At 59.8% G+C, this 22,798-nt stretch carries 19 protein-coding genes and 1 riboswitch; of the genes, 9 read left to right on the forward strand and 10 right to left on the reverse strand.

All coding sequences use genetic code 11. The features are described 5' to 3' along the window. Window positions 1–52: 52 nt before the first annotated feature. The gene (gene rnd, locus ACRX4W_RS08875; protein ID WP_006234315.1) at window positions 53–1,186 is read right to left on the reverse strand and encodes a ribonuclease D; all 1,134 of its coding nucleotides are present in this window, start codon (window positions 1,184–1,186) and stop codon (window positions 53–55) included. Window positions 1,187–1,284: 98 nt separating this feature from the next. Between rnd and ACRX4W_RS08880 the strand changes: the two genes are divergently transcribed. From ACRX4W_RS08880 to ACRX4W_RS08900, 5 genes are all read left to right on the forward strand, one after another. Next, on the forward strand, window positions 1,285–2,202 hold the full coding sequence (locus ACRX4W_RS08880) for a diacylglycerol/lipid kinase family protein (protein WP_432300135.1): 918 nt from the start codon (window positions 1,285–1,287) through the stop codon (window positions 2,200–2,202). Window positions 2,203–2,610: 408 nt separating this feature from the next. Further along, complete coding sequence (locus tag ACRX4W_RS08885; protein ID WP_432300137.1) at window positions 2,611–4,554, forward strand: C69 family dipeptidase; 1,944 nt, start codon at window positions 2,611–2,613, stop codon at window positions 4,552–4,554. A gap of 400 nt (window positions 4,555–4,954) precedes the next feature. Continuing rightward, complete coding sequence (locus ACRX4W_RS08890; protein WP_117773926.1) at window positions 4,955–5,524, forward strand: hypothetical protein; 570 nt, start codon at window positions 4,955–4,957, stop codon at window positions 5,522–5,524. Between the two features lie 106 nt (window positions 5,525–5,630). Beyond that, a complete protein-coding gene (locus tag ACRX4W_RS08895; RefSeq protein ID WP_161194558.1) occupies window positions 5,631–7,382 on the forward strand; it encodes an ABC transporter ATP-binding protein in 1,752 nt (583 codons plus the stop codon). Then, a complete protein-coding gene (locus ACRX4W_RS08900) occupies window positions 7,375–8,121 on the forward strand; it encodes a CbiQ family ECF transporter T component (protein ID WP_161194559.1) in 747 nt (248 codons plus the stop codon). The genes ACRX4W_RS08895 and ACRX4W_RS08900 overlap by 8 nt, the downstream gene beginning before the upstream one ends. A 125-nt stretch (window positions 8,122–8,246) precedes the next feature. Here the strand turns inward: ACRX4W_RS08900 and ACRX4W_RS08905 are convergent, their stop codons facing one another. Next, window positions 8,247–8,993 (reverse strand): aspartate/glutamate racemase family protein, encoded by a 747-nt coding sequence (locus ACRX4W_RS08905; protein WP_055287235.1) that lies wholly within the window; start codon window positions 8,991–8,993, stop codon window positions 8,247–8,249. 84 nt (window positions 8,994–9,077) lie between these two features. After that, complete coding sequence (locus ACRX4W_RS08910) at window positions 9,078–10,334, reverse strand: carboxylate--amine ligase (protein ID WP_099431498.1); 1,257 nt, start codon at window positions 10,332–10,334, stop codon at window positions 9,078–9,080. Between the two features lie 393 nt (window positions 10,335–10,727). On the opposite strand from ACRX4W_RS08910, the gene ACRX4W_RS08915 reads away from it, so the two are divergent. Then, window positions 10,728–11,861: a coiled-coil domain-containing protein gene (locus ACRX4W_RS08915; RefSeq protein WP_432300140.1), complete on the forward strand. Its 1,134-nt coding sequence runs from the start codon at window positions 10,728–10,730 to the stop codon at window positions 11,859–11,861. Between the two features lie 37 nt (window positions 11,862–11,898). Here the strand turns inward: ACRX4W_RS08915 and ACRX4W_RS08920 are convergent, their stop codons facing one another. The 5 genes from ACRX4W_RS08920 to ACRX4W_RS08940 form a co-directional block, all read right to left on the reverse strand. Continuing rightward, window positions 11,899–13,278 (reverse strand): serine/threonine protein kinase, encoded by a 1,380-nt coding sequence (locus ACRX4W_RS08920; protein ID WP_161194562.1) that lies wholly within the window; start codon window positions 13,276–13,278, stop codon window positions 11,899–11,901. A 98-nt stretch (window positions 13,279–13,376) separates the two neighbouring features. Next, window positions 13,377–13,799, reverse strand: a complete 423-nt coding sequence (locus ACRX4W_RS08925; RefSeq protein WP_432300142.1) for an XRE family transcriptional regulator — start codon at window positions 13,797–13,799, stop codon at window positions 13,377–13,379. Window positions 13,800–13,831: 32 nt separating this feature from the next. After that, on the reverse strand, window positions 13,832–14,275 hold the full coding sequence (locus tag ACRX4W_RS08930) for an FxLYD domain-containing protein (protein WP_117766151.1): 444 nt from the start codon (window positions 14,273–14,275) through the stop codon (window positions 13,832–13,834). Between the two features lie 164 nt (window positions 14,276–14,439). Continuing rightward, on the reverse strand, window positions 14,440–14,709 hold the full coding sequence (locus ACRX4W_RS08935) for a hypothetical protein (protein ID WP_161194564.1): 270 nt from the start codon (window positions 14,707–14,709) through the stop codon (window positions 14,440–14,442). Window positions 14,710–14,765: 56 nt separating this feature from the next. Then, window positions 14,766–15,953, reverse strand: a complete 1,188-nt coding sequence (locus tag ACRX4W_RS08940) for an N-acetyldiaminopimelate deacetylase (RefSeq protein WP_432300144.1) — start codon at window positions 15,951–15,953, stop codon at window positions 14,766–14,768. Window positions 15,954–16,098: 145 nt separating this feature from the next. Next, a riboswitch (Lysine riboswitch) is annotated at window positions 16,099–16,267 on the forward strand. A gap of 65 nt (window positions 16,268–16,332) precedes the next feature. Between ACRX4W_RS08940 and dapA the strand changes: the two genes are divergently transcribed. Genes dapA through dapD form a run of 3 tightly spaced genes read left to right on the forward strand, consistent with a single transcriptional unit; the run spans window position 16,333 to window position 20,134 of the window. After that, the gene (dapA, locus tag ACRX4W_RS08945; protein WP_432300146.1) at window positions 16,333–18,642 is read left to right on the forward strand and encodes a 4-hydroxy-tetrahydrodipicolinate synthase; all 2,310 of its coding nucleotides are present in this window, start codon (window positions 16,333–16,335) and stop codon (window positions 18,640–18,642) included. Continuing rightward, a complete protein-coding gene (gene dapB / locus ACRX4W_RS08950) occupies window positions 18,635–19,375 on the forward strand; it encodes a 4-hydroxy-tetrahydrodipicolinate reductase (RefSeq protein ID WP_432300148.1) in 741 nt (246 codons plus the stop codon). The genes dapA and dapB overlap by 8 nt, the downstream gene beginning before the upstream one ends. Before the next feature lie 39 nt (window positions 19,376–19,414). Next, complete coding sequence (gene dapD, locus ACRX4W_RS08955) at window positions 19,415–20,134, forward strand: 2,3,4,5-tetrahydropyridine-2,6-dicarboxylate N-acetyltransferase (protein WP_118267252.1); 720 nt, start codon at window positions 19,415–19,417, stop codon at window positions 20,132–20,134. A gap of 247 nt (window positions 20,135–20,381) precedes the next feature. Here dapD and ACRX4W_RS08960 read toward each other — a convergent pair whose 3' ends face one another. Next, a complete protein-coding gene (locus tag ACRX4W_RS08960) occupies window positions 20,382–21,386 on the reverse strand; it encodes a nucleoid-associated protein (protein WP_022094136.1) in 1,005 nt (334 codons plus the stop codon). Window positions 21,387–21,497: 111 nt separating this feature from the next. Then, the gene (locus tag ACRX4W_RS08965) at window positions 21,498–22,658 is read right to left on the reverse strand and encodes an Mbeg1-like protein (protein ID WP_432300150.1); all 1,161 of its coding nucleotides are present in this window, start codon (window positions 22,656–22,658) and stop codon (window positions 21,498–21,500) included. Window positions 22,659–22,798: the final 140 nt, after the last annotated feature.

A 22,798-nucleotide genomic window follows, 5' to 3' on the forward strand; every position in this document is an offset into this window, starting at 1 on the left:
GAATCGAGTTACACGTTGGAGGCATTCTACCCACTCAGCAGACTAGGCTTCCCTATAACAACTCAATCTTTCCGTCCTTCACGGTGAGTCCCATATTGCCGGAAAGCAGATCGTCCAGACGCGAGCCCACAAGCTCAAAACGCCAGCCTTCACGCAGGGGGCTCTGCTCGGGATGCTCAATGTAGTCGGCCAGGTCATCGCGCGAGGCAATAACCGAGGTCGCCACGCCCGAGCGCTCAGCAACCAGGCGAATGAGCGCATACATGAGATCCGTCACGCTCTCCAGCTCCGGAGAGATCTGGCGATGCCCGCGCACCATGAGCGGCAGGCGATCGTGCGGGCAGCTCGCGCCGCGCTTGATGGCCATGAGCGCGCCATCCACGTCGCGCTCCCCCAACTGATCAGTACCGCGAATGCTACGGAACTCCTCAACGCGCACAGGGTTGCGCTTGACGAGCGCCAGCAGCGTGTCGTCGGACATGACCCACTTGCGCGGGATGTTGCGGCGCTCGGCGCGATCCTCGCGCCAGGCGGCGAGCTCGCGCGCGATACCCAGCTGGTGACGGCTGCACGAATTGATGCGTTTGACCTTGCGGAACGCCTCGTGGCGATCGGCGCGATAGTGCGACTCGTCGGCCAGCGGGCGCAACTCGTCGAGCACCCAGTCCACACGGCCCAGCTCGCGCAGGCGACTCATCATCTCGGTATAGGCGACGATCAAGTACTTGACGTCATCGATCGCGTACTCAATCTGCTTATCGGTCAGCGGGCGACGCGACCAGTCGGTCAGCGACTCGGTCTTGGGCAGCGAGACGCCGCAAAACGTCTGTACGAGCGCGCCGTAGGAAATCTGCTGGCGCTCGCCCAAAAAGGCGGCGGCCACCTGCGTGTCAAAAATCGGACGCGGCAGCACGCCTACGGTATGAAGCATGACCTCCATATCCTGCGAGCAGGCGTGGAAGACCTTGGTCACGCTCTCGTCGGCCATAAGCTCGGCCAGCGGCGATAGGTCGTCGATTACCAGGGGATCGACCGCTACGCTCTCGGCAGGAGTGGCAATCTGAACCAAACACAGACGCGGATGGAACGTGCGCTCGCGCAAAAACTCGGTATCGACGGCAATCGCGTCGAATTCGCGGGCGCGCTGGCAAAAGTCGAGTAGAGCCTGATGTGTGGAAATGTACATATCAACCCATCGAATAAGGTTAGGCCCGAAAAACACGGGTAGGATATCGGCATTGCCTTACAACTATACTCGGTTAGTCACAGAACGGGAACGTAAGTATGCGCTGCCTTATCATCCACAACCCGGCATCGGGCCCCAGCTCAGATGAAATCTACGCATTCACGCACGCCCTCGCGCAGGGCGGCGACGAGGTCGTGATGCGCTTTATCGGCGATGGCATGGAGCCCGAGGACGCCGTGGCAGACGTGCGCGAGTTTGATCGCGTGGTGATTTCGGGCGGCGACGGCACCGTCTCCAACGTGCTCGACCAGATGCGCGGATGCGGCGTCCCCACGCTCGTCTTCCCCTCCGGCACGGCCTGCCTGTTCTTCAACAACATCGGCAATGCCCCTGAGGCGGCGGCGCTTGCCAAGGCTTGCCGCGCCGGTCGCACGGTCAAAGTGGACATGGGCGAGCTCTTTTGGCTCGACGAGAACGGCAGAGAGAAGCGCCACGGCTTTATCATCATCGCCGGCTCGGGCTTCGACGCCGAGATCATGATGAAGGCCGCTCCCACCAAAAACGACATCGGCGAGATCGCCTACTTCCTCTCCGCTCTCGCCACGCCCAACCCCACGGTGGCGCACTTTACCATTGAGCACGACGGCATTGTCGAGGAGCTCGACGGCATCTGCTGCATGGCGGGCAATACCTCGGTCATTCAAAACGACATCAACCTGTTCCCCGACTGCCGCATGAACGATGGCATGGTCGATATTGCGGTCATCGAACCCGTGCGCACCGTTCAGCTGCTGCCTACTGTGATCACCGCTGCGCTTGACCCCGCCGGTAAGGTACTCGGGCGCCCACAGTTCAAGATCATCCAGACCAAGGAAGCCAAGATCACCTGCACCCCGCCACTGGGCATGCAGTTCGATGGCGAGATTATCTCCAGCAATTCGGGCGTCTTTGGAGCCCGCGCGCTTCCGCAATGCCTCGACCTCATCGTCGACGAATTCTCCCCGCTCGGAAAATAGGAGGACCCTATGAACGACAATCCCCTGATCGGCTTTATTGTCATCGTCTTGGCCATGCTCGTCGGTTACGCCATCAACGTGATTCACCGCCGAAAGAAGTAAATCCACATTGGTATGATATTCATCCAGTTATCGCCTCTCCCGCTGTTTATGCATTCGTCAAACAGCGGGGGATTTTCATTTCGGGCATTCCCAGCTACTTTATTCGGCTACAGTAATTACAGGGCGTCTTTATTAAAGTAAAGTTGCAAACTGAGTACGATTAACCGCTCATCGCATATTTCATCACGCTTATCGAGTAAGTTTCTTTCATAGATGAATATTGTTTCCAGTTCGTTACGCTAATGAGGTGTCTTTATTGGCTGAAGCCCTCTGGCGACAGAGGGCTTTCGCACGCTGGGAGGGAAAATGAGGAAAACTCGCCCCGTCAACGCGCTCAAGAAGCTTGGCATAGGCCTTGCATTTGGAGCTGCAACCATCATGTCCATGCCGACCTCTGCACTCGCTTGCACGCAGGTCTACATGGGCAAAAACCTTACGGCCGACGGCAACACGTACTACGGCCGTTCCGAGGACTATGGCCCGCGCTATCTTAAGCACTTTGGCATTGAGCCCTCTCACGGCCCGGGACATACGTACAGCTCGGACGAGTCTTCGTTCATGTACACCTCGACCAAGACCACGTATCGCTACACCTATGTACGCGACCATCCCTCGCAGTGGGATGAACGCTGGGATGCCTACTCTGAAGCAGGCATCAACGAGAAGGGCGTATCCTGCTCCGCCACGCTAAGCACCAGTATGAATGCAGATGCCGAGACAGCAGACCCCCTGACTAAAACCGGCATCGGCGAGTACAACTACGCCAGCGTCATCCTGGGCGAGAGCGCCACGGCCCGCGAGGGCGTCGAGCTCCTCGGCAGCCTGATTGACGAGCAGGGCGTCTGCTCCAACGACCAGATCATCATCGCCGACAACAACGAGACCTGGCTATTTGCCGCGCTTTCCGGTCACCAGTGGATCGGCATGAAGCTCGCCGACGACGTCGCCTCGATCAACCCCAACATCGGCAACCTCAACTACGATGTCGACCTCAACGACCCCGAGAACTGCCTGCACTCCGAGGGCATCGAGTCCATGCCTAAGGAGAAGGGCTTTGCCGAGTACACCGACGGCAAGTTCGACGTCGCCGCAACCTATGGCGAGACCATTCAGAATTCCGGTATGCACCAGTGGACCCGCTACGTCCAGGGCCGTAACTACTTTGGCAACGAGCTCCAGGAGGGCACCGACTACGAGATCGTCAAGGACGAGCGCGAAGAGGCTCGCGCCACGACCGGCGCCTTGGTCCACGAGATGCAGCCGCTGTTCTTCCAGCCTGGAAAGAAAGACTGGACTACCTTTGAGATGATTCGCTCTCTCGGTAACCGTGGCGAGAATACCCCGGGCCTTAACGCCAACACTGACGGTGCCTATGCCATCGGCACCGAGCGCAACACCGAGATTCACGTCTTCCAGGTTCGCAACGGTCTTGATCCCCAGGTTGCAACAATCCAGTGGGAAATGCTCTCCCGCGCCGCGTACTCCGTCGCCATCCCCTTCTACTCCGCGCTGATTACCGAGGTTAGCCCGTATTTCAGCGACCAGACCGTCTCCTTCGACCACTGCAAAGAGACGGACATCGTGAACAACGAGGAGCCCGAGAACTCCATCAACTACGTCCTCATGGACATCAGCTCCCTCTGCTTTGAGAATCCCGATACCCTTGGTATCAGCGTCCGCTCCTACCTCGATGCACTCCAGAACGAGCTCATCGAACAGAACAAGGAAGTCGACGCCGCCATGCTGGCCGAGACGACCACCGAGGGCCGCACCGCTCTGGCCAACAAGGCCGGCAAGGCTGCCACCGAGAACACCTACGTCAAGTGCAAGGCCCTGCTCCAGGAGATGCGCGCCTATCAGAAGGCCGGAAACTTTGACGAGCCCTTCACCCCGAGCGACCTGAACACCGAGACCAACGGCCTCAAGGTGTCCATCACTTACGCCAAGGATGCTCTTGCCACCGATCCGGTCACCCCGGATCAGCCCGGCACCCCCGAGCAGCCCGGCACCCCCGAGCAGCCCGGCACCCCCGAGCAGCCCGCTAAGCCCGAGCAGCCCACCACCAAGCCTGAGAAGCCTGGCAAGTCGGACACCACAACCACAGTAACCGCCAACAAAACGAACACCAAGGGCGGCCTGCCCACCACCGGTGATCGTTTTGATGGCCGCATGGTGGCTGCATTCGCCATCGCTGGCGTTGCCGTCATCTCCGCCGGTGGTTACTTCCTCTACCGTCGCAACAAGGAGTAACGTCCTAGCTGAGCGGGCAAGGCAGCAATGGCAGCCTCGCCCGCTTAGCCCGCTCTTTTGACCGGCGGGAAACCCGCCTGAAATCTTTTTAAAAAAGATTTCCCCGCACACACTTCGCTGTGCTATAGTGCAGCGCAACAGCAACTAGGTGCGACCGCGCCACGGCATCACGAAAGGAGCCACCAACATGAAGAACACGATGAACTCTCTCAACAACTGGTGGTGGCGTGATGCGAATACGATCGGTCGACAGTGAGTCCCTCACGCCTGTTTTTTAGCTCTAGGTGATTGGAAGGCCTCCGGTTTCGACCGGGGGCCTTTTTCTATCTCGAGCCCGATCGCATTCGCATCACGCGCCTCCGCTTTTCTCTTGCACTCCCATTCCGAAAGGATTTTCACCATGTCTCAGAACACCGCCGCCCAGCCCCGCACCGTCCAGACCGCCGACCGCGGCAAACTCGATGTCCGCGCCCTCGTCCTGCTCGCCATCCTGCTCGCCGCCGGCTTCATCCTCAACTTCACCGTCGGCAAGGCAATCTCGGGCATCTCGGGCGGCATGATCAGCCCCGAGTTCATCATCTCGGCCTTCTGCCTCACCATCCTGGTCGTTCGCCCCAACATCGGCCAGGCGCTCGTCATTGGCCTCATCTCGGCTGCCGTGATCCAGATCACCACCACTTCGCCGTTCGTCGATTTTGCCGCCGAGGGCATCGCCGCCATGCTCATGGCCGGCATCGTCAACGCCGCCGGCAAGAACGGTCAGGTCAAGCCTGCCGTCGCCATCGTCGCTACCTTCGTGACCACCTTTGTCTCCGGCGTCATCTTCATGGTTATCAAGATGGCCATGCTTGGCGTGGTCGGCGAGCTCGCCGCCGCTATGCTGCCCGTCGTCGCCATGACCGCCGTCTTTAACGCCATTCTGGTCGGCGCCCTCTATCTGCCCATTCAGAAGGCCCTGAAGCTCAACTAACCCACAGTGTCCCATCGGTAAAGACTGTCCCAAACAACTAGCTCTTGGGGACGTTCTTTAACGACTAGTCATGTAAGAACGTCCCCAACGACTATGAAAGGTATTCATGGAAACGATCATCAGCGTCGATGACGTCTCGTTCTCATATGGCAGCGCACCCGAGCCCGCGCTCGCCCACGTGTCGTTTAATGTGCATCAGGGCGATTTCATCGGCATTATCGGTCCTTCGGGCGCCGGCAAGTCCACACTTGCCGCCTGCCTCTCGGGCGCCGTGCCTCACCACTACACCGGCACCTTTTTTGGCTCCGTCACCGTGGACGGCCACGACACCTGCGAGGTCTCGCTCACCGATGTATCGCAGATCGTCGGCAGCGTGCTGCAGGATATCGACACGCAAATGGTCGCCTCGGTCGTCGAGGACGAGATGCTCTTTGGCCTCGAGAACTTTGGCGTCCCCCATGACCAGATCGAGCAGCGCGTGAGCGAAACGCTCGAGACCGTCGGCATCAGCGACCTGCGCGACCGCGAGATTGCCACCCTCTCGGGCGGACAGAAGCAAAAGGTAGCCATCGCCGCCATTCTCGCTATGCGTCCGCGCGTCTTGGTTCTCGACGAGCCCACCGCGGCACTCGACCCTGCCAGCTCCACGCTGGTCTTCGAGACGCTGCGTGAGGCAAACCGCGCACTTGGAATCACCATCGTCGTCGTTGAGCAAAAGGTCGCCCTGCTCTCGGAGTACTGCAACCGCGTGCTCGTGCTCAACCATGGCGAAATCGCGCTGCAGGGCGAACCACACGAGGTCTTCGCGCATACCGACGAGCTCCGTGCCATCGGCGTCGACTGCCCTCGCGTCACGCGTATCTTCAATAGCCTCGAGGCCGATGGCCTGGTAAGCGGTACCCCTTGCTTGGATGTCGATGAGGCCGAGCGCCTGATTTCGGGCATTGTCGACCCCGCACACGCGGCCAGCGAAGCCCAGGCGCCCGCCGGCTCCCCGCATGCACCGTCGTTGCGCCCGCACGCCAAGGACGCCGAGCCCGTGCTCACCTTCGATCACGTTGAGTTTGCCTATCCCAATGGCGGCGCCGCCGTACACGACCTCAACCTGACCCTCTATCCCGGCGAGCTCGTGGGCATCGTCGGCCAGAACGGTGCCGGCAAGACCACGCTCACCAAGCTGCTCACAGGCCTGCTTAAGCCCGCCTCGGGCAGCGTGCGCGTTACGGGGCTGGACACCGCAGCCGTTCCCACGAGCCGCATCGCCCGCGAAGTCGCAACCCTCTTCCAAAACCCCGACCGCCAGATCTGCAAGGATACCGTACTCGACGAGGTCGCTTTTGGCCTGGAGCTTGCCGGCATCGACCGTGCCGAGGCTCTGCGTCGTGCTCAACTTGTTATCGACCGCTTTGGCCTGCCTGCCGATGAGGCACCTTTCTCGCTTTCGCGCGGCCAGCGACAAATGGTGGCGCTTGCCTCCGTCGTAGTGGTTGAGCCCAAGATCGTCGTGCTCGACGAGCCCACGAGCGGCCTTGATTACCGCGAGTGCATGACCGTCATGGAAACAGTGCGCACCATGGCCGAGCGCGGTTGCGCCGTGATTATGGTCTGCCACGATATGGAAGTCGTCTCGGATTTTGCCGAGCGTATCGTAGTAATGGCCGACGGTCGCATCCTCGGCCGCGGCCGCACGCACGAGCTATTCTCGAACATCGATCTCATGCGGCGTGCCTACGTGGAGCCTCCCCAGGTTATTGAACTCTCGCGCCGTCTGGCATCTTCCGTCTCGCCCGCTTTTGCGCAGGTGAGCGAGGTCACCGATGTCGTTCGAATTACCAAGGAGATGGTCCGCCGTGGTTAACGTCATCGACTACATGCCGGGCGATACGCTACTGCATCGCCTGAACCCCGTCGTCAAACTGGGCCTCGCCGCCGCCATCATCGTCGGCATCTTCTTGTCCGACACCTACGTGGCGCTGCTGGGCTTTTTGGCACTCACCCTTGCGCTGGGTGCCTATGCCGGTGTCGTCGACCGTCTGTTCTCGCTGCTCAAGTTGCTGATTCCGCTCGCGCTTATCATGCTGGTGCTCCAGCTGGCCTTTATGCGCGATGGCAACGTTGTGTGGGGCTTTATCACCGACACGGGCCTCATCACAGGATCGAAGGCCTGTCTGCGCCTGCTGGGTGTGGCGTTACCGCTCATCCTCATGCTCATAGTGACCAAGCTCAACGACCTTGCCAACGCCTGCGTCGAGGTGCTGCACGTGCCGTATCGCTATGCCTTCACCTTTACCACGGCGCTACGCTTTGTGCCGGTGTTTGGTCAGGAGATGAACGCCATCATGGAAGCGCAGACCGCACGCGGCGTCGAGTACGACACCAAGAACCCCATCAAGAAGCTTAAGCTCATGCTGCCACTGTGCGTGCCACTGCTCATCTCGAGCGTGGGCAAGACCGATGCCACAGCCTTGGCGGCAGAACAGCGCGGCTTCTATCTGCGTACACGCGCCAGCTCGTACAAGCGCTACTCCATCAAAGGCCTGGACATCGCCGTGCTCATCGTCAGCATCGCCCTCATCGCCATCGGCTTCCTGTTCTAGTTCGCCACCGGCAGCAACCGCCCAACGCAAAAGGCCTCGGCTCGCACCAAACGAGCCGAGGCCTTTACTGTTTCATCAGATAAAACCTACCAAAATTAACCTGTCCCTTTTTGACAGGTCGGAAGCTAGAGGCGGTAGGGGGCGCCGCTGCGGATGATGGATTCGCGCACCAGGACATCCATGGCATCGAGGGTGATCTCGGGCATCTCTCGATACTTCTGCAGCACCGATAGCTCGGTGCAGGCCAGAATGACACGGTCGCAGCCGCTACGGGCGAACTCCCACATCACGCGGTCGAACTTATCCATATCGGGCTCACGTCCGGCTTTCACATCATCGTAGATAAGCGACATCACATCGTTCTGACGTTTCTCGCTGGGATAGACGACCTCAACACCCGCAGCCTCGCATTCGCGGCCGTAGACGCCCGCGCCCACGGTTCCGTCGGTGCCCATAATGCCAATCTTGTGCACCGGCTCGGCCGGCATACTCAGGTTGGGGTCGAACTCGCACTCCCCCATCACCGCACCCGCAAGGGCATAGCGCACCGACTCACGCGGCATGTGGATAATCGGCACCTTCGTAAACGACTGGATCTGGTCGTAGAAGTAGTGCGACGTGTTGCAGGGAATGGCAATGTGCGCACAGCCCAGCGACTCGAGTGCCTGGGCACACTCTTTCATGGTCGCCAGCAGCTTGGCATGCTCGCCGGTCTTAATGGCAAGCGTGCGGTCGGGCATGGTCGACTTGGAGAGCACCACCATGTCGATATGTTCCTGATCGCAGGCAGCAGCCGTATGGCGCACCACCTGGTCGTAGTAATACGACGTGGCCTCGGCGCCCATGCCGCCGATAACTCCCAGCTTTTCCATCGCCGCCTCCTTGGTGACGCTTGCGCAATTGCGCGTATCATACCCGCGCCCGCCCGATGTAAACCGGACGGGCGCCGCACTCATCTACTTGTAATACGTCTTGAACAGCTTAAAGTGGCGCAGCTTGGTGTGCCACATGCGCAGCCAGCGGTTAAAGACAAAGTCGCCCTTCATAAACGAAGGGTCGGCGCCCTTGCCTTCCTTGTCCAGGCGATGCACCTTAGCGCGCAGCTCGGGATCCTTGACGTACTTGTCGACGACGCCCATGGGAACGACCATCCACAGCGCCTCGTCCTGCGCCGTCACAAACTCCGGCTCAAACGGGCGGTTGAACACATACTCGTCCACCACATACTTGGCAACGTTAAAGCCGCTGTTAGTGACGTAGTAGTTGCTGCGACCTTGGCGCGTGTTGAAATCGAAGAACTTAAACGAGCCGTCGCGTTCGTCGTACTTAACGTCAAAGTTGGAATAACCCACAAAGTGAAGGTCCTCGAGCAACTTGCGCACGCCGCCCATGAGCTCGTCATTGGGCTCGGTGATGATACAGGCGTGGTTGCCGACACCGTGAGGCTGATGCTCCTCGAGCAGCACGTGACCCAGGCACATCATGCGCACCTTGCCGTTGCGGTCGGAATAACTGGTGAGCACGCGCATGTACTCGTCATTGCCGGGCACGCGATCCTGCAAGATCAGGTCGTCGGTGTAGCCGCTGGCATACGAGTCGCGAATGACCTGTTCCAGCTCGGCACGGTCGGCAATCTCATAGGCCTTTTTCTGGCCCTCGAACTCGTGCTGCCACCACATGATGCCGTCAGAAGGCTTCAGAATCATCGGGTAAGGAAAATCGATCTGGTCGAGCACTTCGGCAGGTGCCTCGCCTTGGGCGTTCAGCATCGCCATGGTGAAGGTAAAGGTATGCGGATAGGGCACGCCATGCTTCTCGCACAGCTCGTAGAAGATCTCCTTCTTCTGACACTGCTCAAGCATGCTGTAGGGAGCGTAAGGCGCGACGATGTTATCCGCCAACTCATGGGCATCCTTGGCCTGAGCCACGAGGGCAACATAGTTATCGCCACAGCCCACAAGAACAATCGTCTTATCGGCATGCGCTTGGGCAATGCCGTTGACGGTCCTGAGCATCACGGGCATGGTATCGATATCCACGTTGGGCGTGTAGTCGATAATCTGGCTGCGGTACGCGGGACCCGTCTGGTACTTGCCAAAGACCAGGCTCTTGACCTGGTACTCCTCGTAGAAGGCGCGCGCCACCGAATAGGCGTTGATGTCGCCACCGAGCAGCACGGGAATAAACTCGCGCTCTGTAAACTGCAATGCCATGGAAACTTCCTATCATGAACTGCCCACACAACGGGCGGTCTTTGCGCAACTGATTTATTCTAGCGTGCCAAACCGCCGGCGCCCAAAGCTCCACCGTATCTATGGCAATCAGCGCAATTATCCAGCATGAAATCCGCCCTCGCCGTGATGGGACCCTGTAGTTGCAAAACCCCACATGAGGCGACTTTTGATAAACAAAAACCCTCTCGACAGGGTTCCGTAACGTTAAAGTTGAACTCTATGGTTTCTCAACAATTCACCATTCCCGCAGGTCAAGGCCAAAGCCTCAAGTTCAACTTGACCCTTTAGAACCTTTAAGGTTCAAGTTGAGGTCGAAAGCAGTAGTAGAATACCGTTCGAACCATAACCTACGATTGATTGCAGAGGGACTGGATGCAGCATTCGAATCATCGCGCCGCAGCGCTCATTGCGTCGAAGCCGGCTCGTATCATCACGAGCGCCGCGCTCGCCGTTGCGCTGACGGCCACGCCGATGCTCTCCCCCGTTGCGGCGTATGCCGCCTCGCAGGCAACGCAGGACCAGCTTTCCGCAGCCCAGCAGAAGATCGAAGCCGCCACGAGCGCCTACAACGACGCCCGCACCAAACTCGATGACCTGCAAAAGCAGATTGACTCCAATGAGGCAAGCATCGAGGAAATCGAGGCTAAGCTTCCCGAGCAGCAGGCCAAAGCAAGCTCCGCCATGCGCGATCTGTACAAGTATCAGAAGGGCACCAACCCCATCGTGAGCTTCCTGGTCAACGCGCAGAGCCTGGGTGAGTTCATCACGACCTGCAAATACACCAACCAGATCACGAGCTCGAGCGTCGACGAGATCGAACAGCTTAATAACATGCAAACCGAACTCGAGCAGAACAAGGCTGAGCTCCAGCAGGCCAAGTCTCAGCTTGAGGCAGAGCAGAAAAACGCCGAGGATGCGTTGGCTCAGGCCCAGCAGCTCCGCAGCGAGGCACAGGCAAAAGCCGAGCAGGAAAATGCCGCCGAGCTTGCCAAGCTTGAGGCCGATAAGGCCGCTGCCGCCGAGAAGATCTCGGGCGAGGGCGTAAGCGGCAGCAATTCCAGCAGCCAGGCCACCAACACCAACACCACCATCGACACCACGGTGAACAACGCCAATACCGGTAGCTCCGATTACGATTCGTTCATTAATGAGTGGACGAGCCGCATCGACAATTATCTCGCCGGCTCCCCCATGGCAGGCCAGGGCTATAACTTTGCCGTCGCCGCTTGGAATACCGGTGTCGACCCCCGTTGGTCCCCCGCCATCGCCTGCATCGAGAGCACCAAGGGTGCTTATTGCGCCAATTCTTACAACGCCTGGGGCTGGAGTGCCCGTGGCGGCGGTTGGCGCAGCTTTGGCAGCTGGAGCGAGGGCATCTCCGCTCACGTTGCCTATCTGGGCGCCAACTACGGCTCCACCCTTACCCCGGCAGCGGCCAAAAAGTACTGCCCGCCCACGTGGCAGGACTGGTACAACAAAGTCGCCGCTCAGATGAACCGCATCTAAGCGCAACTGCAAAGGGCCCCAATGGGGCCCTTTTCTTTTAGGTAGCGGAGGTATCGACGACGCCGGTCGCATTGGCAATCGCGACTATGACGATCATGCATAGGAGCAGCACACCCAATGCCTTGAGCCAGAGTTTCGCGAGTTTCTTGCCGCGATGGCTGTCGAGCAGTGCGAATCGCCGACGAAGACGGCGCTTATCGAGCAGCGCAAAATGCATAAGCACCATAAGGCCATCGACAAAGAAAAAATACTCGATTATGAGAAGCCACGTCGGGTAGCTTTGGTTTGCTCCCGTGGGGTGAAAGACGGCAAAGTGACTTCCGGCAAAGAACACAAGTAGCGAGAAGCAGACGAGCGCATTCCAAATGCGCCCCAGAGACTCCGGAACGCGAGAGAGCAGACCGCATGCAGCGGAGGCGGCAGGCCTAGGAAGCCCTGCGGGGTTCTGGAGCCCTTGGAGCGTCAACACCGTCTCCGAGGCCGGAGTACGGACAGGCGCAGGTGTAGGAGGCCGCACGGGGCGGCTCAGATCGTATGCCGAGCGCGTCGCCCGTCCCAACGCTTCCGCACTCGCAAAACGCTTGGCCGGGTCGAGCGCCATCGACATGCAGACGGCATCGGCAAGTGGAGTGGGAATGCCACGCGCCTCGCATTGCTCGCGCATGTCGAGCCCTGGTTTAGGGTCGACTCCCGTCAAGCAGAAGAACAACAGGGCGCCAAGTGCGTAGACGTCGCTGCGCACACTCGTCTGCCCAAACCCATACTGCTCGGGCGGCGCATAGGGTCGCGTGCCAAACTTGACGGTGTCGGCATCGGCGCCATCGCGCCATACGCGCGCGATCCCCAAGTCGATAATCACCAGCGACGAAAACGTCAGGCCCTCATCGAGCGTACAGTTCGCACCCGTCACGATGATATTCGACGGTTTGAGGTCGCGATGGATCACCGGCGCCGACGTCTCCCCCGCCATTGCAAAACCGGCGTGGAGCTCGCCCACGGCATCGCATAGGGCAGGATACAATTCACGCGCATAATCGGGGGTGGCTCCCAGACGGTCCACCAGCACCCCGAGCGTCTCCCCTTCGATGTATTCCATAACCACGTTGAGCTCGTCGCCCACACGACGACAATCGACGATTCTGGGCAGGTGCTCAAAACGCCTGCCTGCCCGCTGAGCGGCAAACAGACGCTCGTATGCCCCGCCGATTTGAGCCGAGGCATCGATGCGTTTACGGACAAAGGGGCCGAGCGAACCACCACCGGTTCCTTCAAAGTACACGAGCTCGGTTGTTTCAACGGACGAGCGCTTAAGTACACGCTCCACGCGATAGCTGTCGTCGCGATCGAGCGACGCCAGATGTTCGGCAAGCGCTGCGGTCAGCTCGTCATCGGAATATGTTGTGATCTGAGTATCCATAGCCTCCATCATAGCGCAGGGCGCAGACACCCCATGGCATCCGCGCCCCGTTCGTTTGCATCGTTGTTCGGCAGCTCCGCCGGCTCAGATATCAGCCGCTAACTCACCGTCTCCTCGCCAAAGCGATACAGCTCCTCGTTGACCTTTTGGAGGCTGCACCCGCGATCGATGCAAAAGATGATAATCGCATCACGGCGATCCCTGCAGTTAAGGACGCTTACCCCGGCAGCCGTCAGTGCACGGTTGGTCTCTTTGAGCGTCAGCGCCATCGCAAAGGCAATCTGCAGCACCTTATTGCGACTCGGATTGCGCGAACCAGTAAAGATCTGATAGCCAAAGGTCTCGTTGAGGTCGGCCATACGCACCACGCGCGAACGCTCCAAGCCCTTTTCCTGCAGCAGCTGCTTCAGGTAGTCCGAAAGCGACGGGGCGGCAAAGTCGTGCTCCCTGATATAGCCATCGATGTTCGGCGCATCGAGAAGCTCATTGAGCAACTCCTCGGTCAGCTTTTTATCGGGCATACGACTTCACCTCCCCCAGTGCATGCAACATGCTAGAAACCGCTTACGTCCGAACGCTCCCAGCTAGCAACCTGGTCGGGAGACACCGTACCCAGCGCCTCGAACTTCCAGGAGCCGCCCGCCTTCAGATGATTGGTGTTTGCAAGAGCCGTTCCAACCTGGTTGCCATCGGCATCATACAGAACATACTCAATCTGAATGTAGCTCTTTTCCTTGTCCGTGTTATTGGTCAGCGTGCCCGTGATCTTATAGGCAAACTGATTGGAGGTGTCTTCAGCCTCGTCAGCAATGGTATACGGTTCTTGCGGTTCTTTTTGCTCCTCAGCCTGCTGTGTCGTCTCGGCAGGTTTTGCCGAATCGCTCGCAGACGAATCGGTTGAATTGCCACCCATAGAGCCCACGGCACCGACGATAACCAGCACCACGATGACGCCTAGGACAATCTTGCCGATCGGCTTCTTTCCCTCTTTTGCCATTATTCATCCTTCCTACGATCCGGCTACCGTGCCGGCACACAGCACATCGTAGGAAGGATTGAATTTGAATTCATTAGCTGAGAGCTAAGGTTGCGGTAAACGGCCAATGCAGCTATCCAGACGCCGAGCAAACGCACTTTGCGTGACCGTCTGCTGGCAGCGCATCAACCCACCGTGACGGATTTCCCGGTAAAGGCACTGATCATCAACAGGGCAAAGAACACCAGGTAGCTGACACTCAGCGGGTACGCAGTGATCAGGAATACGACCCAGCCGACATTGGTTTTACCGTCGGCACGGCGTTGCCCGCGATTGCGGCAGAGCCAAATCGTCACGCCGATGGCAGTGATAAACAGTACGAGTGCCGCCGCAGCCAGCCCAGCAAGCACAAACATCACGCCAATGCTCACAGCAATGACCGGAAGTAGCAGCAAACCACACCCGCATCCACCCGGACTATATACGGCAGATTGCCGACGTCGCCTCATCGTCACTCCATCACGAGCAATCGTTTGTAGACATCGAGGCCCTTGAGTAGGATTTCCTCGTCAAAGAGCATGGTATCGGTATGCAGAGCGCTCGTGGCATAGGCGGGGCAGCCATCCGAATCGCTCGGGTTTTCTTGACCCTCCGGCACGCCCGTGCCCAGCAAGAAAAACACGCCCGGCAGATGGCGCTGATAGAACGCGAAATCCTCGGCAATCAGCAGCGGCTCGTCCACGAGCTGTAACTCGGGCAGAGCAGGCGCGATTCGGGCAAATAACTCGGGGTCGTTGTCGACCGGCGGATAGCCCTCGGCAAAGTCTAGATCGTACGTGCAGCCCGTTGCAGCGCATGCCTCATCAAGCACGCGGCACACACCCTCGCGTGCACGGTCGAACATGTCGTCCGTAAACACACGCAGGCTTCCGGCCACATGGGCCTCCCCCGCCACCGCGTTACAAACCGTACCGGCCTGCAGCAGACCAAACTTACCGATACAGGGCTCGTCGGTGCCCAGCTCGTCCATCAGCTCGCGCTCGGCAACCAAAAACTTTGCTGCCGCCAACGCGGCATCGTGCGACTCCCCGACCGGCACACCATAGGTCTTAGCGATGTGGATGCTCGTACCGTGAATATGGATATGCGTCTCGCTCGAACGCGCCAGCAGCGGACCGGAACAACTCGCCAACGTGCCGGCAGGCAGATCGGGCCACACATGGAAGCCAAAAATGCGGTCGGCCCCATAGCGCTCGAACACACCACTCTCGCATACCGTCTTGGCGCCACCGGTCGTCTCCTCGGCCGGCTGAAACACAAAGAGCACGTTGCGCTTGATGGCACCCGGCTGCTCACGAATCGTACGATCGACATACGTCGCGGCGGCAAGCACCATGGCCATGTGACCGTCGTGACCGCACGCATGCATCTTACCGGGATGCGTCGAGGCAAAGGTCGCGCCCGTTGCCTCCGCGATGGGCAGGGCGTCCATGTCGGCGCGAATCGCCGTGGCATGCACGGCGCCCGTGCCGGCATCGAAGAAAGCGCAGACGCAGCTGGGACACGGATGGGTCACATCGCAGGTGAGCGGTGCCAACACGCCCTCGATATAGGCGATCGTCTGCGGAAGATCGAAGTCGAGCTCCGGGATCCTGTGCAAGTCGCGGCGGTAGCGACGGAGTTCTTGGAGCTCGGCCATATTGGTTCCTTTCGTAGGTGCGCGTCGGCTGCTATCTATTGTGCCGCAAGATTGCTACACCCTTATTTCCAGCATATCCCTGCATTTTTTAAACGTTATATACAAATACTCTTGTTTGGTAAAGTGCAACGTGGTAGGGTCGTTACCACTTGATAGAGGCGCGGGCACGAAGATCCGCGGGCGAGCCGGCAGGCTTTGACCCCGTGGGGAGGCGAAACCCGCCGAACTGGGTTTTTCGGGCACGAACAACCTGGTGGGCCTGCGGGAAACACCCGCAGGACTGTCTGCAGCAATGCGGGAGCGCTATCCGGACATGGGGTCCACGCTATGCGGATTCGATGCGCAGGTAGCGCCGTCTGGATAGCGAGGTTTACGGGACATGTCATTAACTCCCAACGAGGCATACGCGGCTAAGCAGCCGTTTGTGGACAAGGAAACGCTCGAGCATATCGTCGAGCAGTTCCCCACGCCATTTCATCTATACGACGAGGCGGGCATCCGCCGCAACATGCAAGAAGTGCGCGACGCCTTTGCATGGAACCCGGGCTTTAAGGAATACTTTGCCGTCAAGGCAAATCCCAACCCGGCGCTCATCTCCATTCTCAACGAATACGGCTGCGGCTGCGATTGCTCGAGCTATACCGAGCTCATGATCGCCCGCTCGCTGGGCATTACGGGACACGACATCATGTTCTCGTCCAACGACACGCCGGCTGCCGACTTTGAGCTCGCCGACAAGCTGGGTGCCATCGTCAACTTTGACGACATCAGCCACATCGAGTTCTTCGAGCGTGTTGCGGGGCCCATCCCCAAGACGGTCAGCTGCCGCTTTAATCCAGGCGGCCTGTTCCAGCTCTCCAACGGCATCATGGACAACCCGGGCGACTCCAAGTACGGCATGACCACCGAGCAACTCTTCGAGGCGTTCCGCATGCTCAAGGCCAAGGGCGCCGAAAACTTTGGCATCCACGCATTCCTTGCCAGCAACACCGTCACCAACGACTACTACCCCAAGCTCGCGCGCATCCTCTTTGAGCTCGCCGTGCGCTTGGAGCGCGAGACCGGCGCACACGTCGCCTTCATCAATCTGTCCGGCGGCGTCGGCATCCCCTATCTGCCCGAGCAGCAGGCCAACGACATTCACGCCATCGGCGAGGGGGTGCACGCGGCATACGACGAGATCCTGGTTCCCGCTGGCATGGGCGATGTGGCCATCCGCACCGAGATGGGCCGCTTTATGATGGGGCCCTACGGCTGCCTGGTCACCAAGACCATCCACGAGAAGCAAATCTACAAGGACTATATCGGCGTGGACGCCAGTGCCGTCGACCTCATTCGTCCCGCCATGTATGGCGCTTACCACCACATCACGGTGATGGGTCAGCCGGGCGGCGCCGACAAGGCCACAGCGCCCGTCACGAACACCTATGACATCACGGGCAACCTATGCGAGAACAACGATAAGTTCGCCATCGACCGCGAGCTGCCGCATATCGACATGGGCGACCTGCTCGTGATTCACGACACCGGCGCGCATGGCTACTCCATGGGCTACAACTACAACGGCCGTCTGCGCTCCGCCGAGGTCCTGCTGCGCCCCGATGGCTCGGCCGACCTCATCCGTCGCGCCGAGCGCCCGGGCGACTACTTTGCCACGCTCGACGTGCTGCCGTGCGGCCGAGAGTTGCTGGCCAAGTCGCGCGCCGAAAGTGCCCGCCGCCGCGCTCAGGACGAGCGCCTGGCCGTCGCCGCTCAGTGGAACAAACGCATCCAGATCGCGGAAGCGAAGGAGAAGAACATGGACATCCGCAATCTCGAGGGTTCAATCGTCGCCCTTGTCACGCCGTTTAAAAAGGACGGCAGTGTCGACTTTGACGCGCTCGAGCGCCTTATCGATTTCCACCTGCAAAATGGCACCGACGCCATCCTCACCCTGGGCACCACCGGAGAGAGTGCCACGATGACCGACGACGAGGACAACTCCGTTGTCGCCGCAGTGGTCAAGCAGGTTGCGGGCCGAGTCCCCGTTATTGCCGGCTCGGGCTCTAACTCCACGCAGACCATGCTCACTAAGTCGCTCACCTATCAGGGCCTGGGCGCCGATGGTCTGCTGCTCATTACCCCCTACTACAACAAGTCTAACGAAGAGGGCATCTACCAGCACTTTAAGACCGTGGCCGACGCCGTGGACATCCCTTGCATCCTCTACAACATCCCCGGCCGCTGCGGCTGCGGCATCAGCGAGCGCAACGTAGAGCGCCTGGCCGCGCACCCCAACATCATGGGCATCAAGGAGGCCTCGGGCAACGTCGCCTACGCGGCCAAGATCGCCCACCTGCTGTCAGACGACTTCCGCATGTACTCGGGCGAGGACGCACTCACCGTGCCGCTCATGAGCCTGGGCGCCTCGGGCACCATCAGCGTGTGGGCAGACGTTCAGCCGCAGCTCGTGCACGACATGTGCCGTGCCTATCTGGACGGCGACGTGGAGCGCGCCCGCGATATCCAGATTGCCGGTCAGCCGCTCATCAACGCCCTCTTTAGTGAGGTCAACCCCATCCCCGTCAAAGAGGCGCTCGCTCAGATGGGTATGATCGAGGCAAACTACCGTATGCCGCTGTGCCCCATGGCCAACGACACGCGCGCTGCACTTACCGATGCTTTGAAGGGAGCTGGTCTGCTTGATTAAGACCGTCATTATGGGAACGGGCCGCATGGGCTCGCTCATCCGCACTACCGCCGAGGGCATTGTCAACGCCGCTGGAGAGGCCGTTTTTGACATCGTCGCCCAGACCGGCTTCGACTTGTCCGAGCTCGAGAACGCCCCAGCAGCCGACGTCATCATCGACTTCTCGAACGTTGCGGCCTTCAATGCTGTCGTCGCCTATGTCGAGCGCACGGGCGCGGCGTTGGTCTCGGGCACCACGGGCTACACGCCCGAGCAGATGGATCGCCTGCGCGAGCTGGGTCAGAACGCCCGCGTCATGCACTCCGGCAATTACTCCATCGGCATCGCGGCCCTGCGTCATCTGGTGGCACAGGCCACGCGTGAGCTGCCCGGCTTTGACTGCGAGATTGTCGAGACGCACCACAACCAAAAGGCCGACGCCCCCAGCGGCACCGCGAAGCTGCTGCTCGACGCCGTCGTCGAAGCCGAGCCCGAGGCAGGTTACCACCCCGTCTATGGCCGCGAGGGCATGTGCGGCGCACGCGACCCCAAGGAGATCGGCATGCACTCGCTGCGCGGTGGCACTGTCGCCGGCGTGCACGAGGTGAGTTTCTTTGGCCAGGACGAGGAGGTCACGCTCACACACCGTGCCACGAGCCGCCAGATCTTTGTCAACGGCGCCCTGGCCGCCGCCCAGAAGCTCATCACCCGCGACCCCGGCTTCTACACCTTCGACCAGGTCATGTTTGCCTAACCAGGTATCAACCGTATCCACGAAAAGGAGAAACAGCATATGAGTAACGCAGCCGAGATGGATGCACAGGAGATTATCAACTACATCGCCACCGCGCCCAAGAAAACGCCCGTCAAACTGTACGTGCGCGAAAAGCCGGGCATGAAGGTCCAGTGGGGCAATGCGCACGTCTACGGCGGTCATCGCGGCAAGACCGTCTTTGGTAACTGGGATGAGCTTAAGACCATCCTGGTCGCCAATGCCGATTCCATCGACTACTACGACGTAGAGAACGACTGCCGCAACTCCGCCGTGCCCATGCTCGACCTCAAGGGCATCAACGCCCGCATCGAGCCGGGCGCAATCATCCGCGACCGCGTCGAGATCGGCGATCGCGCCGTCATCATGATGGGTGCCATCATCAACATCGGCTCCGTCATCGGCGAAGGCTCCATGATCGATATGGGCGCCGTGCTGGGCGGCCGCGCCACCGTGGGTAAGAACTGCCACATCGGCGCAGGCACCGTGTTGGCAGGCGTCGTAGAGCCCGCCAGCGCCACGCCCGTCATCATCGAGGACGATGTCATGATCGGCGCCAACGCCGTGGTTCTGGAGGGCGTGCACGTAGGCAAGGGCGCCGTCGTTGCCGCCGGCGCCGTGTGCGTCGAGGACGTCCCCGCCGGCGCCGTCGTGGCCGGTGTCCCCGCCCGCGTCATCAAGATGCGCGACGAGAAGACCGACAGCAAGACCGGCCTGGAAGAGGGCTTACGTCAACTGTAGGGTTACGCGGTTTTACCAAACCGCGTAACTAGCCGACGCTGCAAACGCCCCAGAGCGGCAATCTGACGTTCAGTCGTCGGGCATGACCAAAAGGTCAATGCCCTCCTCTTTCACGTCACCTTGCTCGCTCTGGGGCGTTTTCGCTGACTTATGCTCAACCAGTAGCGAAATTAAGCCCCAAGTAAAAAGGCCGAAGCCCTCATCCGAGGCTTCGGCCTTCGCTTTCTCGCTGCAGGCGTAACGCAACTTATCGATTCTCGATGCTGCCGATATTCTTGAGCTCGATGGAGATGAGGCCGTTGGGTTCGTTGACGAACTCGATGTACTCGGAGTTCGAGCCCATCTCGGCCGGAAAGCTGATCTCGATGCCCGTGTCGGTACGAATCTTGTGGTTGCGCACGGCCGCACGCTCGACCTGCTTGCGCTCCACGGGCACACGCTCGGGCACCTTCTCTTCGGTCAGCGCCGCACGTACGCTCTCCTTGATGACCGGTTCGTCCTCAAAGACCTCATCGACGATATCCCAAGGCGGAAGCTCCTCGTCATCCTCGACCTTCTCGGCAACGGCAGCCTTAACCTTAGCGAGCGCTACGGCCGTATTGGCACCGTGCTCCTCGGCGACTTCCTCGACCACACGCGTCACGGTGTCGATGACCTCCTTGCCCGATACGCCCGTGTCGCACTGCAGCAGGCCATCGGGGATAAGCATACGGTCCTCGCCGGCAATCTTGCGCTTCTTGTCCACGTAGCCGATCTCCATGGTACTCGCGCGCACGATGGCATAGCTCGGCACCTTTTGCGAGGGGTTCGGCAGAATGGCGTAGTGGCGCGCGATGTCGTTGCGCACCTCTCCCTCCTCGCGGCCCACTTCGTGCATAAAAGCCTGCTTGGAGCCCAGCAGCATCACGGCAAACCAGCGGGCATCCTCATCGTCGTCAAAATCGGCCACGAGCACGTCGGTGGACTCGGCTTTCTCGGCTTTGGTGAGCTCGGAGGAGATAAACTCCGCAATCTGCTGCGACAGGTCCACGAACTCGCGCTCGCCAAAGAAGTAACCCTTGAGCTCGCCGCCAAACGCAGAGTTCTCGGCAAACGTGGCGCGTTTATTGTCGGCCGAGGTACGTGCGCGGCGCAGATGCGTGGTCACGAAGTTGCGCACGGTACGACTCTCGATATCGAGCTCGCGCTGGCTCATGACGTTGACGGCAGAGTCAAAGTCCAGGATATGCAGAATCGCGTGATTGATTTTCATATACGGCATTCCGTTCTAGATCGATTTCGGCATGAACCAGTATAGCGGTCGAGCCCTCCCCGAGCGCATCGAAGATTGGTGCATCTGGGACAGGTTGCTTTGCACCAATGGCTAGCGCAGGAGCTCGGACTGCCAAGCCTCGAGCTGTTCTGCCAGACTCTTACCGGCAGCGGACATGTCGATCTGGGGTCGTTTGGGCAGCAGTGCGCACTTAAGGATTGCCACGATGGTCTGCGAGACAAAGCGTCGCGTATCCTTGTCAAAGCCTTGTGCAGCTTGGAGCATCACGGGCAGGCTCTCGCGCAGATTCCCAGCGATATCCGCAAACCGCTCAGCACCCGTAGCCTCAAACACGGAGAACAATGCATCTACAAAACGCTCGCGCTCGGCAGGCCCCACTGCAAGCAGCATCTCGCGAATGGAGCCATCAACGTATCGAGCACCGGCGGACAGGCGCTCACAGTACACGAAGTCGCGACCATCAACCACCCAGCTAAAGGGATTGTGCTGCAGCAGGCTGAACTCAGTGCTCTCAACGATGGCATAGTCCTCCTGTGTCTCGAACATCATGCCAAAGATCGACGACCGAGGTAGCGTCTTATCGATGCGGCCGGAAAGATCGGCAAAGGCGTTGCCGTTCAGAAACTCCTCGACGAAGCCAGGACCATCATGGGAATACACCCGTTCGATTCGCTCACGGGCGACATCGGAGCACATCGCCGCACCGTACACCGCAAGGTTTCCACCCTTGGAATGACCTCCGCACAAAAGCGGCCCGTCAATCGCATCCGCCGCCTCGTCCACATAGCGCGCCGCGGATTCCTGGGCCGGCACAGGACACCGGAACGCCATGTTAAAGTCCTCTTTCCAGCCCACAATCGTACTGTCGGTCCCCCGGAAGGAAAGATAGCTAAACCCCGCCGGAAACCGGAACGCCATGGCTGCAAACTGCTCTGTCGCCACCACATCGCTCACGGCACGATAGCCGCAAACGTGCACGCCACGGTAGCGAGGGCTTGCTGCCACGGCCTCCAACAAGGCCCTGCTCCCCTCTGGATCCCACAGGTCGCCAATCATGTCCCGATAGCACTCGGCACGAAGCAGCTCGCGTACGTCTAGGCCCTGCCAGTTCGTCAGCTCCGCCATATCACCCGGCAAACGCAAATAGGACAACCACGCAAAGACCAGGCTATCCACCGCGCAGAACGGCCGTTCCTCAAACGGGTCAAACGCCGTCTGGGCATAGGTCAAAAAATTAGGCGAATCCGACATGGCCCTCCCATCAACTATGGTGCATCGAGGACAGGTTATTTTGCACCAAAAAGGCGCCCGGACGGGGGTGCGGACGATTTCTTGGACCGCGCCTAGGCGTATCCAAGCTTCCTGCGGTACTCCATCGGGCTCAGCCACCC

The organism is Collinsella aerofaciens (assembly GCF_964283865.1).
GTDB lineage: Bacteria > Actinomycetota > Coriobacteriia > Coriobacteriales > Coriobacteriaceae > Collinsella.